This is a genomic window from Larkinella fluvii (genome assembly GCF_051857545.1).
Lineage (GTDB): Bacteria > Bacteroidota > Bacteroidia > Cytophagales > Spirosomataceae > Larkinella.
The window spans coordinates 52,985-70,809 of the sequence record NZ_JBPZHB010000019.1; the positions used below are offsets into that span (position 1 = coordinate 52,985).

General features: G+C 55.2%; 1 protein-coding gene. It reads right to left on the minus strand.

All coding sequences use genetic code 11. The features are described 5' to 3' along the window. Positions 1-25 precede the first annotated feature (25 nt). Entirely contained in the window at positions 26-17,785 is a 17,760-nt protein-coding gene (locus tag ACS5NO_RS31940) for a beta strand repeat-containing protein (protein ID WP_439418860.1), read from the minus strand. Positions 17,786-17,825: the final 40 nt, after the last annotated feature.

Consider the following 17,825-nt stretch of genomic DNA (forward strand, 5'->3'; position numbering starts at 1 on the left):
GAAACCGCTGAACCTTCTGTCGATATCAATGCGGCACTTTGGAATAGCGTCCGTTATTTTTCTTCCACAACACGCTGTCGACAAAGTTTACATCGGCGTCCATGTTGAAGTCGCCATAGCGATACTGATCAAAAATACCGCTCTCGTCCTTCCACAGTTTCGAGTCGAAGAAGTTGATGTCGAAGTTGTCGCTAAAGACGTCTTTTTTGCCATCCCCCCCGTACATCATCCACTTTCCATCGACGGCGATTTCACCGAAGGACGGCGGATCAGCAATGGTGTAGGAATCCTGGACGGTAAAGTCGAACAGCAGTTTGTTGTTCACAATGGTCACTTTCGTCGGCGACATGACGCCCATGTGATTCCGGTGTTCAACCACCGCATGGTAGGAACCCGCCGGAATATTGAAGCATGGATTCACGAACGTAATCCGTCCGTCATCGTGCAACAGACCCGCTACCCGGAATACCGGTGTTGTCGACAGTTCATCTGTCCGCAACGAAACCAGCACCCAATCCACCACATCCTGATCGTAGGTGGTCACACTTTCTGTTCCGGTGTAATTCCACGGAGCCGTGTTGTAAGGCTGACCCGCCGGAGTAGCCACGGCAAACTGACCAATGGGGGTCTGACCCGGCAACAAGCCACGCTGGTTGAGCACCGTGTTCATTTTGTGAGTCGTAGTATTGTAAGGACCTTCCAGCAACACCTTGAGTTCCAATGTGACACAGGTTAGACACGTGCCTGGGGTTACAAACAGCGGCACATCCGTGTCTGGAGACGACAGCCCGTCACTATCCGTTACCCGGATGACGGCTTTATCGTTGCCCGTAAAACCGGGTGCCGGGATGTAGGTAATCAAAATCCGGTGCGTTACCTGATCCACGGTAGCCGTAATCGTCCCGTTCAGTGGTTGCGACAAGACCATGACGCTGTGCGTATTGTCGGCGTTGATGTCGAGGATCGGCATGTAGGCTGACGTAGTCGATGAGCAGTTGGTCACAACCGGAACGATTGACAGTGCCGGTGGATTGGGGATATCGACCACCGTGATTGGCACCTCGATCACCGTACACCGGTTGGTCTGATCGCAGATGGTGATACACACCTTATCGGTTCCCACGTAGTTGGCATTCGGTGTATACTTGACACACAACATATGCGTCGTATTATTCACCGTTATCTCTGCCGTACCGTTCTGTGGACCACCGCAAATGGTCGCGGTATGAACATCCGTCGGCGTATCGACAATGGGGACACAAATTTCCTTCGGATTATTCTTCGTGGTAATAATCGGTTGCGGAATCACTACCGGCGGTGTTCCGGAACATCCACAAACACAGCGAATTACCTGGATCGGCACATAAACCTGATCGAAGTTTCCGCATTTATCCGTGACTGTTACGCAGACCTGGTCGATTCCCTGGAAGCCCGGAGCGCCTTTGTACGTGATGAAAAGCTGACGAGTCTGGTTATCGACACCCACCGTTACCGTCGCATTGGTCGTTCCAACTCCGCAAACGGTAGCGGAGAATGAATCGCTGAGGTCAGCGTCTAAAATCTGCATGGATACGGTTTTGGTGCTGTCTTTACAGATCAGTAGCGGTTGCGCAATGATCAGGGGTGCATCTGTGCATTGCGAACAGGCCGTGCTGCTAGCAACCGAAGCCGAAACCGGCACGGTATTGCGGCATCCACCCGCCGAAAGAACCGTCAGGCTATAGGCTCCGGACGTCAGGCCCGTCACCACAAGCTGACCATTTCCTGCGGTCACAAACGGCGCACATTGGGTCGTTGCTCCGGCCTTGCTATAACAAACCGTATAGCTCTGGTTGGCGGTTAATCCACCCAGCGTGACACTGCCATTGGTTCCCGAGCAGGCTGTCGGCGCCGTTGACGTTACCAGGGTCGGAGCCGGTATCGCCATGACCGTGATCGGAACGATGGCCGGAATCGACGTACAGCCGTTGACGGTCTGTATTACCGTGTAATTCCGCACCCCGGTCGTGGTTGGCAAAGCCGTGGCAACTCCTCCGGTAATACTTGACAAGTCTAATCCGGTCCACGTGAAGGGGCCGTCCAGGTTGCTGGAAGCGGTCAGCGTTACTGATTGTCCGATGCAAATGGTAGCGCTCGGTGTCAGGGTCACTGTCGGTTGGGCCGGTGTCTGGCCGACCAAGGTTGCCGAAACCGGTTGGCTGCTACAGCCTCCATTCGACACTGTCACACTGTAAGCCCCCGCTGTCAAACCGTTCATGACGATATTACCCACGTTGTTTGAAGCCAGTTGCACACAAACCGCCGAACCGACATTGTTAACCCGGTAGCAAACCGTGTAGGTTTGGTTGGACAGCAGCCCACCCATGGTAATGGCCCCGTTGGGGTTTGCACACGCGCTCGGATCATTTTTACTAATCAACGTTGCACTCGGTACCGGGTTGACCGTGATGGTAATAGCCGTCCACGATGCGCCACAACCGACAATCGACTGTGTCACGGTGTAGCTCAGGGTTCCCGTCGATTGCGGATTCACGGTAACTACACTGCCCGTCGTTCCCAGGAGTCCCTGTCCTTTCCAGGTGAAACTTGCACCAGGCTGACCAGTTGCCGTCAAACTCAAGGCTTGGCCCAGACAAACGGTTGTGCTAGGGGCCACCGTTATCATGGGGTTTGGCAACGCAGGATTCGTCAGCACGACGGCTTTTGGCAAGCTGATACAACCCAGTTCTGTCACGGTTATATTGGTGTAGGAACCGGCTGATAATCCCGTAATCGTAAGCACGCCATTGACGTTGGCCAAGCGTTCAGCACAGACCGGTTGACCGGCATCTTTGGTGTAGCAAACCGTGTACGATTGTCCCGGAGTCAGCCCCATCAGGGTGATGCTGCCATCGGGGCCATTACAAACAGTCGGGTTGGTTGCCGATACCGAGAAGGTCGGCGTCGGTTTCACCACGACCGTAACGGTTGCCGGCGGAGACACGCAGCCATTGGCCGATTGGGTGGCCATGTAGGTTATAATACCGGTCACATTTGGAATAGCCGTTACCGGGCTACCCGTCGTGCTTTGCAGACCCGGCCCTTGCCACAGGATGTTCGTACCCGATGCGGTCAGCGTAATGGATTCACCCACACACACCGCCGTTACACTACAGGTTGCAGAGGGAGCAGGCAATCCGCCCACCAACGTTACCGATACGGCATTGCTCGTGCATCCGTTTCGGCTGGTGGTAATGTTGGAATAAACTCCTACTCCTAACCCGGTTACTAAAATCCGTCCATTCTGATTAGCAGTCAGGGTTTGACAGAACGGTGCATCCAGGTTTTTCGTATAACAAACCGTATAACTCTGGCCTGCCGTTAAACCGGTCAACGTCAGACTACCATTGTTGGCCGTACAGGTTGTCGGGTCACTCGGGAATGGCAAGACTGCAATCGTCGGACAAGGCGGTGTCGTTCCCGGAATGACCGTAATGGTGATGGGCACCTGGGTACACAGACCCGTCTGGTCACACACCTGCAAACAGCCTCCCAGCGGCTGACCGCTGTAGCCCGCAGGCGGAGTGTACGTCACACACACCATGTGTGTCACGTTGTTGACCGCGCCCACCGTGATGGTGCCCGCCGAGGGCTGACCACAAATCGTCGCCGTGTGAATGTCCCCGAAATTCGGATCGTTGATCTGAACACACACCGTCTGGGGCACGTCCACCGTGGTGATGATCACCGGAGGTACCACCGTTGGCGGCTGGGGCTGCGTCGGCGGACCCGGTTTGGGGATTACCACAATCGGGATGGTCACATCCGTACAAAGACCCGTCTGGTCACACACGTGCAGGCACAACTCGTCGGGACCACTGTAACCCGCCGTCGGCGTGTAGGTCACACAGATCTGGTGCGTCGTGTTGTTGATCGACACACTCGCCGTGCCGTGCTGCGGCTGACCACACATGGTGTAGCTGTGCACATCGCCCACATTGGGATCCAGAATCGGATAACATTCCGTCTTGGGTTCGCCCGTGATGGTCACAATCGGCGTCACCGGAACCACCGGCGGTTTGCCCACCGTGGTCGTTGGCGAAGTCGGAACGATGGTGATGGGAACATACGTCGTATCGCACAAACCACCCTGATCGCAGGTGATCAGACAAACCTGGTCGAGGCCCGTGTAACCCGCCGTCGGCGTGTAGGTAAAGCACACCGTGTGCGTCTGGTTGTTGACCGTCAGGGGCAGACTCACCGTGCCATGGGCCGGTTGGGCACATAATGTCACCGTGTGGGTATCGCCCACGTTCGGATCGGTGATCGGCAGACAAACCGTCACCGGTTTGCCCGGTTCAGTCACCACTGGATGACCCGGCACCAAAGGAGGTTCGTTGGTGGAAGGTCCCGGAATGACCGTAATGGTGATGGGCACCTGGGTACACAGACCCGTCTGGTCGCACACCTGCAAACAGCCTCCCAGCGGCTGACCGCTGTAGCCCGCAGGCGGAGTGTAGGTCACACACACCATGTGTGTGCCGTTGTTGACCGCGCCCACCGTGATGGTGCCCGCCGAGGGCTGACCACAAATCGTCGCCGTGTGAATGTCTCCGAAATTCGGATCGTTGATCTGAACACACACCGTCTGGGGTACGTCCACCGTGGTGATGATCACCGGGGGAACCACCGTCGGCGGCTGGGGCTGCGTCGGCGGACCCGGTTTGGGGATTACCACAATCGGGATGGTCACATCCGTACACAGTCCCGTCTGGTCACACACGTGCAAACACAACTCGTCGGGGCCACTGTAACCCGTGTTCGGTGTGTAGGTCACGCAGATCTGGTGCGTCGTGTTGTTGATCGACACGCTGGCCGTGCCGTGCTGGGGCTGGCCACACACCGTGTAGCTATGCACATCGCCCACATTGGGATCCAGAATCGGATAACATTCCGTCTTGGGTTCGCCCGTGATGGTCACAATCGGCGTCACCGGAACCACCGGCGGTTTGCCCACCGTGGTCGTTGGCGAAGTCGGAACGATGGTGATGGGGACATACGTCGTATCGCACAAACCACCCTGATCGCAGGTGATCAGACAAACCTGATCCAGGCCTGTGTAACCCGCCGTCGGCGTGTAGGTAAAGCACACCGTGTGCGTCTGGTTGTTGACCGTCAGGGGCAGACTCACCGTGCCGTGGGCCGGTTGGGCACATAATGTCACCGTGTGGGTATCGCCCACGTTCGGATCGGTGATCGGCAGACAAACCGTCACCGGTTTGCCCGGTTCGGTCACCACCGGATGACCCGGTACCAAAGGAGGTTCGTTGCAAGTGGTTGGAGCAGGCACAGCAATTACCTGTGTACAAGTGCCATTGCTCACGGTCAAACTCACCGGCACTCCCAATTGAAGGCCCGTAATCGTCTGCGTAACCGCGTTCACCACGCCGGAACTTGCCATTACCGTTACCCCCACCGGAACCGTGTATTTGACACTATAGGTAGTACCCGAACAACTCGTTCCGCCGACACTGATCAACGGATTCGTGCAAGGGGTAGGATCAGGACAGTTCGCACCTGCGATCACGACCGTCTGCGTGCTACACCCCAGTGTGGCAACAACCGTCACATTCGAACCGGTCGTACCCGTCACCAAACCATTGGCGTAACTGCCTCCTACCACGCTAAAGCTGGTTCCCGCATTAGCCGTCACACTCACGACATACGCTGTGCCGTTCTGGCAGATCGCCTGGCCTACTGATAGCCCAACGACGGAGGTACAACCTACCGGACAACTTGGGGCTACCACCGTTGTGCTCGTCACCGCACCACACCCGTTCGAAGCCGTTACCACCACAGATTGGCCGGACGGGATTCCGCTAATGGTGTTGGTAGCCGTATTTACCGTACCAAAAGTAGCCGACACAGTCGCTCCGGCACTGAGTATATAGCCGACCGAATAGGTATTGATGACCGTGTTACAGACCGTACCCGTGACTGAAAGCACCGGTTTTTGACAAACCGGACAGTTCATCGGAGCCGGGATGTTCACCACTTGTGGAGGACAACTGCCGTTGCTGGCCGTCAGACTTACCGGCGTTCCCAAAGGAATCCCCGTAATCATCTGCGTCACCGTGTTCAACACACCTACACCCGGCGTTGATGTCACCGTTACACCCGCTGCCGCAAAGTATTTGACACTGTAGCTGGTGCTTTCACAACTCGTGCCCGCCACACTCACCAAAGGATTCGTACAAACCGGGGGCGTCGTACAATCGATACCGCCTACAATCACCGTCTCCGAAGTAACGCAACCCGCCAGGCTGGCCACAATCGTTACATTCGTACTGCCCGCCACCGTCACCAGACCACCGTTCACCGTGCCACCGAAGGCCGTGATCGTTGCCCCCGCGTTGGCCGTCACACTCACCACGTAGCTCGTGCCGTTGCAAACCGGCTGGCCTACTTTCAGACCCGCCGTCTGGACGCAGGCAGGCACCGTACAATTCGGGGCCACAATCGTGAAGCTGCTCACCGAGCCGCATCCACTGGTAGCCGTTACAGTCACGTTCTGACCCGAGGGAATGCCCGTGATCATGTTCAGTGCGGTATTGACCGTACCCCCACTGGCCGACACAACCGCTCCCGCACTGACCAGATAGCTGATCGAATACGTGTTGGTCGCTGTGTTACACACCGGACCCGTCACCTCCAGCACCGGTTTCTGACAAACGGTACAGTTGGTAACAGCAACGGAGGTGGTTGTTTCTTTCGTAACAGAACAACCTGCTGTCGCGTCGGTTACTATGACCGTATAGCTTCCACTATTAGCCAGGGTGGCCGGGTTCACGGTCACCACCGCTCCGTTGGCGGTAAAATTATTCGGTCCCTTCCAGGTATAGGTATAATTGCCCGACGGAAGAACCGTAGCATTCAACACAAAACTGCCACCTGCACAGGCCGTCGCGCTGCTGATCGTTGCCGTCACTGTCGGTGCCGGATTAACTGCTAACGTGACGGTAGCCGGAGCAGACGTACATCCGTTCACCGTTTGTGTGACGAAATACGTCAAGGTACCCGTCACGGTCGGGGTTACGGTAATGGGGTTGCCACTGGTTGTGACGCCCGGGCCGCTCCATTGGAAGATTGCTCCAACGGAACCACTCGCAGTCAGCACCACACTCTGACCCTGGCAAATTGTACCCGGATTTGGTGCTTGCGGGGTTGGTGGAGTCAGTGGCCCGTTCAACGTGGCCGAAACCGGAACGGCAACCTGACAACCGAAAGCACTGATGGTTATATTCGAATAAGCACCTGCTGACAGATTGGTCAGGATATGCTGACCCGCCGGATTACTCATCAAGGACTGGCAAATGCTATTGCCTCCGTTGAAGCTGAAACAAACGGTATAAGTCTGGTTCGGTAAGGGGCCGGTTAGGGTAATCGTCCCATCATTCAACGTACAGGAGGTCGGATTTGTACTGGCCACCTGGGTAATGCTCGGTGTCGGATGAACAAGCGCCGTCACGGTTGCTGGCAGACTCGTGCAACCCGCAACCGTTTGTGTAACCGTATAGGTCAACATGCCCGTTGTAGTCGGTGTTACGACCGCCGGACTACCTGTGGCCATGAAACCTCCGGGGCCGGTCCACTGGATGGTCGCACCCGGCGTACCGGTCGCCACCAGTGTGAATGATTGCCCCAGACACACTGCGCCCGGATTGATCGATAACGGCGTTGGCGGATTGACCGGATTGTTCAGCGTGGCCGATTTTGGTATACTGATACAACCACCGATGCTAACTGTAATGTTGGTATAAATCCCGGCTCCCAATCCGGCAATGGTCAGTTGACCCATTCCGTTTGCGATTAACGCTGAACAGACCGGACTGTTTCCATTTTTGGTGTAACAGACCTGATAGCCCTGATTAGCCAGTAGGCCCGTCAGAACAAGAGAGCCGTCCGTGCCGGTACAGGTGGTAGGATTGTTAGCAATGATGGAGGCAATATCAGGCAATCCGCTCCCCGTGATCGTTACAACCTCCCGGGCCGAACAACCTTTGCTATCGGTTACGGTTACTGTATATGTTCCTGCCGGCAGATTACCTGCACTGACCGTTTGATTAGCCGCATTGGTAATCATTACCACAAATTGTGGTGTACCACCGGAAATATCGGTTACCGCCAAACTCCCGGGTTGGCCACAGGTTGCAGGGTTTACCTGGACATTAAAGTCAATGGCTGACGGTACGGTAACCACATAGGTCTGGCTGCTGACGCAAGTACCTTCTGTCCGGGTCACTATATAGGTTCCTGACCCGGCGGCAAAGCTTTGCGCCGTGGCTCCGTTGGTAGAACCGATTATGCCAACGCCAACCTGTGTAACGGTATAGTACACCGTTGGGGATTGCCCGCCCAGGAATACCAGCGAGCCCATCTGACCCGCACAATTCGGCTGATTTACCGACCAGTTGCTTACCGCAGGAGCCTGCGTCGGATTCAGCATAACGGTCGTTGTACTGGATACACAAGTGGGTATACCACTGGTGGCCACACTGATTGTATAAGCGCCTGATGATAACCCACTCAAAATAGTTGATGTACCAGCGACAGTCGTTGTGACCCCGTTTACGGTCAGTTGATAATTGCTATTGCCGGGAACAGCGTTCCAACTCACCACAATACTGCCATTGTTAGACCCACAGGCCGTTGGTGAAATACCATTTGCGGTCAAACTCAAGCTGGAGGGCCGTTGCGGAACGCTAATGGTTTGATAAGAAACACAGGGGGTATTGCCCGCCGAACTAATTGTAAAGCTATAGCTACCCGAAACCAGACCAGTTACTGCGATAGGGCTGGCACTGGTCAGTGTTCCGGTTGCTGCCCCGCTCCATTGGACCGTGTACGGAGAAGTACCCCCGGTTGTAGTAAATACCAAACTACCATTAGACAGACCACAGTCAGCACCTACGAGAGTGGAAGGTGTTACCTGAATTCCATCCGAAGGGTTGATAACTGCTGTATCTGCATAGGTACAGGTCAAACCGGCCTGCGTAATGGTTACCAATAATCGGTACATTCCCGCCGACAAACCATTCAAACTCGGCGTATTACCCACGGTCGCATTGTTAACCAGATTGGTCCACTGATAGGTAACCGTAGCACTTGCTGGTGCTGCCGGCACTACCGTAGCAGTGGCACTACCTGTCGATAGACCGCATTGGGTACCAACGGACTGCAGGCTAATATCCCGCACCAGACAAAGCTGTGGGCAGTTCGATGGAGCCGGGATGTTCACCACTTGTGGAGGACAACTGCCGTTGCTGGCCGTCAGACTTACCGGCGTTCCCAAAGGAATCCCCGTAATCATCTGCGTCACCGTGTTCAACACACCTACACCCGGCGTTGATGTCACCGTTACACCCGCTGCCGCAAAGTATTTCACACTGTAGCTCGTGCTTTCACAACTCGTGCCCGCCACACTCACCAATGGATTCGCACACATCGGGGGCGTCGTACAATCGATACCGCCTACAATCACCGTCTCCGAAGTAACGCAACCCGCCAGGCTGGCCACAATCGTTACATTCGTACTGCCCGCCACCGTCACCAGACCACCGTTCACCGTGCCACCAAAGGCCGTGATCGTTGCCCCAGCGTTGGCCGTCACACTCACCACGTAGCTCGTGCCGTTGCAAACCGGCTGGCCTACTTTCAGACCTGGAACCAGTACACAGGGAGGCACCGTGCAATTCGGGGCCACAATCGTGAAGCTGCTCACCGAGCCGCATCCACTGGTAGCCGTTACAGTCACGTTCTGACCCGAGGGAATGCCCGTGATCATGTTCAGAGCGGCATTGACCGTACCCCCACTGGCCGACACAACCGCTCCCGCACTGACCAGATAGCTGATCGAATACGTGTTGGTCGCTGTGTTACACACCGGACCCGTCACCTCCAGCACCGGTTTCTGACAAACCGGGCAATTCGTTGGAGCCGGAATCAGGATTACTTTATCCAGGCAAGGTCCTGTAAAGTCGGCGATTGGCGGGGTAGATACCGTCAAACTCACCGGGGTCCCCAGTAGAATGCCGGTTATTTTTCCGGTAGCCTGATTAACCTGTCCTGAGCTCGCCAATACCGTAGTACCGGTGGTCGTTGTGAAATTGACGGTATACGTGGTCGTCCCCGTTTCACATACGGTACCTCCTATGCTAATGCCCGGATTTACACAAGGCGTTGAGCAATTTTCAGGGCTCTTTATCTCGACGTTCGTGACGCAATTTCCACTACCTGCACTGATGACCGCACTGGTTCCGAGTGGAATCGTTATGGTATGATTAACCTGATTGATGGTACCGTTTGTTGTGGTAACGGTCACCCCTGATTCGGCTGCGAAACTAACCAGATAGACATTTCCTGACAGGTCGCAAATGGGCTGTCCAACCTCCAACTGAGGGGGGACACAGCCGGTTGTGCAACTTGTTGGACTTTGTACCGTTAGTGTACTCTCACAACCTACCCCGGTAGTCGCGGTAATGACCACAGGCGTCCCCACAGGAATGTTACTGATCGTATTCCCACTGAGAGTACCCACATTTGAACTGACCCCGGTCGTGCTGCTGAAAAAGGAGACGGAATATGTATTCCCATTACAAACCGGACGGCCTGCAGTCAAGGTCGGTTTGTTGCAATACGTACAACTCGCCGGTGGTAATACAATGCCACTAGCGGGACAACCCGGTGAATTCACCAATAGACTGGCACCCGCTCCAACCCCGGCGACGACTTCAATCGTGCCCGTAGCCTGATTAACCGTCCCCCCCTGACTGATGGTAACCGTCGTTCCCGCCGTTGCGATGTAATTAAAGTAGTACGACGTTCCTCCCGGTCTGCAAATGGGTCCGCTCAGACTAATGCCCGGGTACAGACACGGATTGCTACAATCAGGGCTCCCTACATTGATTCGGGTCATGCAGTTTCCTGTACCTGCGGTTACAACAAGATTGGTTCCCGCGGGAATGTTACTGATGGTATTACCATTGACATTTCCAGCATTGGCACTCACACTCGTACCAGGATCTACGGCAAAGCTTACCGCATAAGTCGCTCCATTGCAAATCGGCTGGCCTACCGTCAATTGGGGTGGCACACAACCGGTTGTACAACTTACAGGACTTTCTACGGTCATCGTATTGTCACAGCCCGCTCCGGTACTGGCGGTAATCACCACCGGTGTACCCACGGGAATATTGCTGATTATATTGTTACCGATCGTGCCTACATTCGAACTGACACTCCCCATGACCAGTCCCGCAGAACCAACATAGAAGCGCACCGAATACGTATTGCCGTTGCAAACCGGAGCCCCTACCGTCAAGATCGGCTTCTGGCAGGTGACACAATTGCCTGGGGCAGGTACTGGAATAACCTGCGTACAGGTGCCATTGCTCACAGTCATGCTCACTGGCACTCCCAATTGAAGTCCGGTAATGGTTTGTGTAACGGCATTCACAACGCCGGAACTTGCCGTCACCGTCACGCCCGCTGGTGCAAAGTACTTCACACTATAGCTGTTGGTTTCACAACTCGTGCCCGCCACACTCACCAATGGATTCGTACACACCGGGGGCGTCGTACAATCGATACCGCCCACAATCACCGTCTCCGAGGTCGGGCAACCCGCCAGGCTGGCCACAATCGTTACATTCGTACTGCCTGCCACCGTCACCAGACCGCCGTTCACCGTGCCACCAAAGGCCGTGATCGTTGCCCCCGCGTTAGCCGTCGCACTTACCACGTAGCTCGTACCGTTGCAAACCGGCTGGCCTACTTTCAGACCTGGAACCAGTACACAGGGAGGAACCGTACAGGTCGGGGCCACAATCGTGAAGCTGCTCACCGAGCCGCAACCACTCGTGGCCGTTACAATCACGTTCTGACCCGAGGGAATGCCCGTAATCATGTTCAGGGCCGCATTGACCGTACCGACATTGGCCGATACACTCGCACCCGCACTGACCAGATAGCTGATCGAATACGTGTTGGTCGCGGTGTTACACACCGGACCCGTCACCTCCAGCACCGGTTTCTGACAAACGGTACAGTTCGTTGGCAAACTCAATGTAGCTGTTCCTCTGGCTACGCAGTTCAGGGCGTCGGTCACCGTCAAGGTGTAACTTCCTGCCCCTACTCCGGTTAGTGAAGGGGTATTGGCGCCATTACTCCACAGATAGGTATACGCCGGAGAGCCTCCGCTGACGCTTACCAGGGTAATGTTGCCGGTTGTCGTGCCACAGGCAATCGTACTGGCCGACAATTCGGCCATAATGCCCAAAGGTTGCGTAATCGTTACCTGGTCACTCGTCTTACAGCCGTTGCCGTCCGTTACGATTACCGTGTATATCCCGGCGGCTAAACCACTGATGCTGCTGGTCACTGCTCCCGTACTCCAGAGGTACGAAACCGGAGCAACTCCACTCGTCACGTTGACGGAAGCGGTTCCGGTGGCGCCCCCCTGACAGGAAACATTGGTTTTGTTGATGGTAAATTGAGGGCCACTGACGTCATCAATGCTCACCGAAGCCGTTACCGAACATTGATTGACATCGGTTATTTTCACCGTATAAGTACCCGCTGACAGCCCGGAAACACTGGCGGTCATTGCTCCGGTACTCCAGAGGTATTGGTAACCGGAACTGCCACTGGCGGTTACGGTCGCCGTCCCGGTTGCCTGACCGCAAGCCGATGCGGTTCCGCTGATGGTCGCGGTCAGGTTTCCAGGAGTGCTCGGTATGGTTACCAGCGCCACATCTTTGCAACCAGATTGGTCGGTCACAGTCACACTATACACCCCGGCCACAACGGCATTAACACCAGCGGTAACGCTTCCTGTACTCCACTGGTACGTATAAGCCGGGCTACCACCGGAAGCTGTTACACTCGCAGCACCGGTTGCTCCTACGCAGGATGCCGGCGTAATCGAAGCGACGGTAAGTTGCGGTCCTCCGGCATTCCCGACCGAAACCAGGGTCGTTGAGAAACAGGCTGTGTTGGCAGCATCCGTTACGGTTACGGAATAAAATCCTGTTGCCAGAGCCGTTAGAGTAGGCGTTGTCGCCCCGGTATTCCAGCGATACGTATAGCTTCCGCTGCCTCCACTGGCAGTTACCGTCGCCTGACCATCCGTCTGGTTACAGTGAGCACTGGTGGAGACGACGTTCAATCCGATGGCACAAGGCGGTTGACAAACCAAAATACCGATGGAAGTAGTGGTTACCTGGGTAGTCGAGCAACCTGCGGCATTCGTTACGACGACGGTATAGCTGCCGCTGTTGGCGAGTGACGCGGAATTCACCGTTACCATGGCCCCGGTTGCTGAGAAATTATTCGGACCGCGCCAGGTGTAGGTATAACTACCGGCCGGGGTAACGATCGCATTCAGGACAAAACTACTGCCGACGCAGGCGGTGGCACTGCTGATTGTTGCCGTTACCGCAGGTCCCTGACCACCACCAATGGTAACCGTTGTGCTGGTCAAGCAGCCTTTGGAATCCGTTACGGTCACTGTATACATTCCGGCAATCAATCCGGTACTGCTCGCACCCGCTGTCGTAGTACCCGATACCGGGCCGGTGTAAGAAACGATGTAACCGGGTGTTCCCCCTGTGATGTTGGTAACCACCAGACTGCCGGGCTGTCCGCACGTTCCATCCATCGGTTGGACGTTGAAACTAATGGCTGCCGGAGCAACAATTTCCAGTGTCTGGGTCGTAATACAACCCGTTGGTTCCAGGCGGGTAATGACGTAGACACCAGCACCCAGTGTGTAGGTGCGGGGAATATCGCCCGTTGTACTGGCGATCAGCGTATTGTTCAGATACGCAAGTGTGTATTGCGTAGAGGAAGATTGCCCTGCGCCAAAAGTAATGATGCCGGTCTGCCCCGCACAATTGGGTTGCTGCTGGATCGTCCATCCGGCAACCAGAGGAGCCGGAACGGGATTGATCGTAACGACTTTACTATCAGAGACGCAAAGCGGATTGCCGCTGGCGATTTGAATACTATGTGTTCCTGCGCCAATGATCAAGGTTTGGGAAGTACCGGAAACCGGCGTAACAACACCATCTACTGTTAGCTGATACGGTCCTCCCACCGAATTCCAACTGACAACGATGGTGCCCGAAGTCCCGCAGGTGACAGGTTGAAACACCTGCGTAGCCAGGCTCAGGCTGGTTGGTAACACCGGAATACTGACGTTCTGTAGTCCCCTGCAACTGCTCCCAATACCGGTAACCGTAAAAATGTAATTGCCTGCTGACAGACCGTTGATTTGTACCGGGCTGCCCGGTGCATTCATGCTGCCCGTGCTGGTACCACTCCAACTAACTGAGTAGGGTGTAGTTCCTCCCGTAACAATCAATTGAACACCGCCATTTGTGGCACCACAGTTGGCACCAGTAATACTTGCCACCGACACATCCGGGCCGGGCGTATCACTAATCGGCACCTGACCCGTAAATACTTGTACACAATTACCCGTTGTCTCGGTAATGGTCACGGAATAGACTCCGGCAGTCAGTGCAGAGACCGAAGCCGTATTGCCCACAACCGCATTGGTCGCTACATTTCTCCAGAGATAGGTAACCAGCGTTCCTACCGGAGAAGCCGGCAACAGCGTGGCCGTCACGGAACCATCACTGGAACTACAGGAAGGATCCTCCGCCGTGAACGAAATTGAAGCAGTCCGGGGTGGACAGCAATCAGCTACGGTGACAGACACGGGTGTCGTCGCGGTAGCACTGCAACCGTTTAGATCAGTAATGACAAAAGTATAAGACCCGCTGTTGCTTACCTGGGCAGGTGTGATAATCGGATTTTGGAGAGATGACGCATAGCCATTGGGGCCGGTCCAACTGTAGGTATATGGTGGGACGGTACCGGTCGTTACATCGCCAAGCAAGTTCAGAGAACTGCCAACGCAAACCGATGCCGACACAAAATCGGCTTTGATGACCGGCGCCGGGTTAACGGCCACAACGCCCACCGCGGTCCCGGTACAGGCATTACCGCCCGTCACCACCACGGTATAACTACCCGCGTCTGAAGCGTCCACTCCGGTCAGAACAATCACCGGTCCACTGGCGGTGAACCCGTTCGGGCCAGTCCAGCTATAACTGGATGCCCCACCGCTAGCGGACAGCGTTACATTGCCCCCCACACAGGCCTGCTGAGGTTGCACCTGCACCGTCGGAGCTGCGCCCACCGTCGTGCTAACCACCTGCGTAGCGGTGCAGCTATTGAGATCGCTGACCGTCAGCGTGTAGGCTCCGCTCATGGTAACCTGAGCATTGGAACGCGTCAGAGGATTTCCGGTTAATGTTAGTCCATCCGGAGTTTTCCAGGTACTGGTGACGGGTTGAGACCCGCCGGTTAGGGTGGCTGATAAACTCAATACCTGCCCTACGCAGGCCGGTGTAGCGGTCAAATTGGTAATGACCGGATTGGGATTGACGAAGACTGTAACGGTTGCGATGCTGGTACAATTGGGTGCTCCGGAGTCAGTCACTACAACCGTGTAGGTTGTGGTAGAAACGGGGGTCACGGTTACGCTCTGGCTATTTCCCAGCACGACGTTCGGAGTCCACTGATAGCTAAGCGCTCCCAGACTACCCGTTGTCGTAGCAGAAAGTGTTGTACTTCCACCCACACAGATCGTTATCTGAGTAGTCGAAGCCGTTGCGGTCAGCGAGCAACAGTTGATCACACTCACCGCCACTGGCGTTGCGGATGTTGCCGTACACTGGTTGGCATCCGTCACCTGTACCGAATAATTCCCGGTGTTGGCCAGGGTTACATTGGCTATCGTTATCGGGTTAGCGGTTGTCGTTGTCGAGAAATTAGGGCCTGTCCAGGTAAAAGAATAACCCGGTGTTCCGCCAGAGGGGGTAGCCGACAGACTCAAACTGCCGCCCACACAGGCGGTTGTCGTAAGAGCCGTTGTCGTTACCATCGGTGCCGGATTGACCGTAACGGTCATACTGGCCGGTGCTGAAGTGCAACCGCCTACCGTCTGGGTTACGGTATAGACAAAACTGCCCGCTGTTCCGGGCGAAGCCGTTACCGGATTACCCGTCGTTTGCGTCAGGTTCTGACCCGTCCAGGTAAAACTGGCATTGGCAGCACCCGTCGCGGTTAGCGTCAGGCTGTTGCCCAAACAGATGGTGGCGGAAGGCGGAAGCGTCGGCGTGGCTGGTGGATTGGGATCCGTTAAGGTGACCGATATCGGCGTGCTTGCACATACACCATTTAAAGCCGTAAAAGAATAGACTCCTGCCGATAATCCCGAAACCGTTATCTGACCGGATCCGTTGGCGATCAGATTTTGAGTGGGCTGCCCCGTTCCATTTTTAGTAAACGCTACGGAATAACTTTGACCCGATGCTAACCCGTTCAAGGTCACCGTCCCGTCGGCTCCGGAACAGGATGTAGGATTCGTCATCGTGAAACTGGACACATTGGCTCCATTGACAACCGTCAGGGAAGTGGTAGCCGTCGCCGTACAGCTCCCGGCCGTGGTGGCCAAAACCGTATAGCTATAAACGCCCGGTGCCGATACAGTAACGGTAACCGGATTTCCGGTCGATGTGGTTAAACCGGGACCACTCCAGTCATAGGTGCTAAACCCACTGGTTGCGGTCAGCGAGGCCGTGGCGGTTCCGTTCGAAAGACAGACCGGCGGATTGTTTGTAATTGACACCGTGCCCGAACTAAGCCACGAGATGACCACACACGCCTGATCGACAGACGTGTTACAGACATCTCGGAGGGAGTTACAGATGGTTACTGAGCCGGGTTGCGTTACCCCATTTACGGTGGGGAAGGTAATGGTATAGGTTCCTGAAACAGGGTCGGTTACGACGGTAGCCTGCGGGCCATTCGGGTCCTGGGTTACGGTAAAGTTGCCCCAAACCTGATTGGCGGTGGAAACGACGGTGGTTCCTGCCGGCAAGTTGGCGGGATTCCAGTTCCGGAGAACCTGGGTAAAATAGTTATCAGAATAAGAAGTAGTGGTTGCGCATAGGGTTTTGATATCGTCTTGAATATCGGGTAATACAATTGTGGGGGAACTTAGCGGGGCATTTTTACAATAGCGCTCCAATGCCGGGACAAAAGCCGCCCGGGGAATCTGGATGGTAATTTCATTATTCAGGTTGGCTCCGAATACACTAAGCACATCATTGCGAACCGGTTCTCCGTTCACCAGAATCCGCAAGGCCGACGCGCAACCCGTTCCCGGAAACGAAAACAAAGGAACCGCTACGCCCGGCGTTACCGGATCCTGGTCAGTTAGCGGACCTGTTGGTCCATCCGGGTCAATATCGTTACCAGCCGGAGCCATCCCGACCTGGTGAACGGCCAAACCGTTGAGCGTGCCTAGCGGGGTGGCTCCTACACTGGTAATCAATTCATTATCAAGCACAAAATCCGTCCAGATACCATTATGATTGGTAATCTGGAAGTTGGCATCACGACCATTGCCCCCCGGCGTGGTAAAGCCGTTGGGTGCAATGATCGTGAACTGACCGGTTACGGTACGATGCAACGTGTTGTCGGTCGGAATATACCAGGCCGTATAGCGATTTGTAGCCGGATCGTAGGTCAATTGAAAATCGACCAGGGGGGTTCTACCCAACGGATCACAACCAGGGACATTTTGTGCCCTGACAGCATTTCCCCACGCTCCTGCCAGAAACAGGAGCATGATTACCCAGGGTTTTAGCCACATATTCACTACAGCTTTCATGTTGATCGTGTTTTTAATTCTGCTACCTGCGTTCATTCTT

Bases quoted from the DNA above. Each gene is read 5' to 3' on its own strand.
- ACS5NO_RS31940 (WP_439418860.1), bottom strand. From the start codon at position 17,785: ATGAAAGCTGTAGTGAATATGTGGCTAAAACCCTGGGTAATCATGCTC.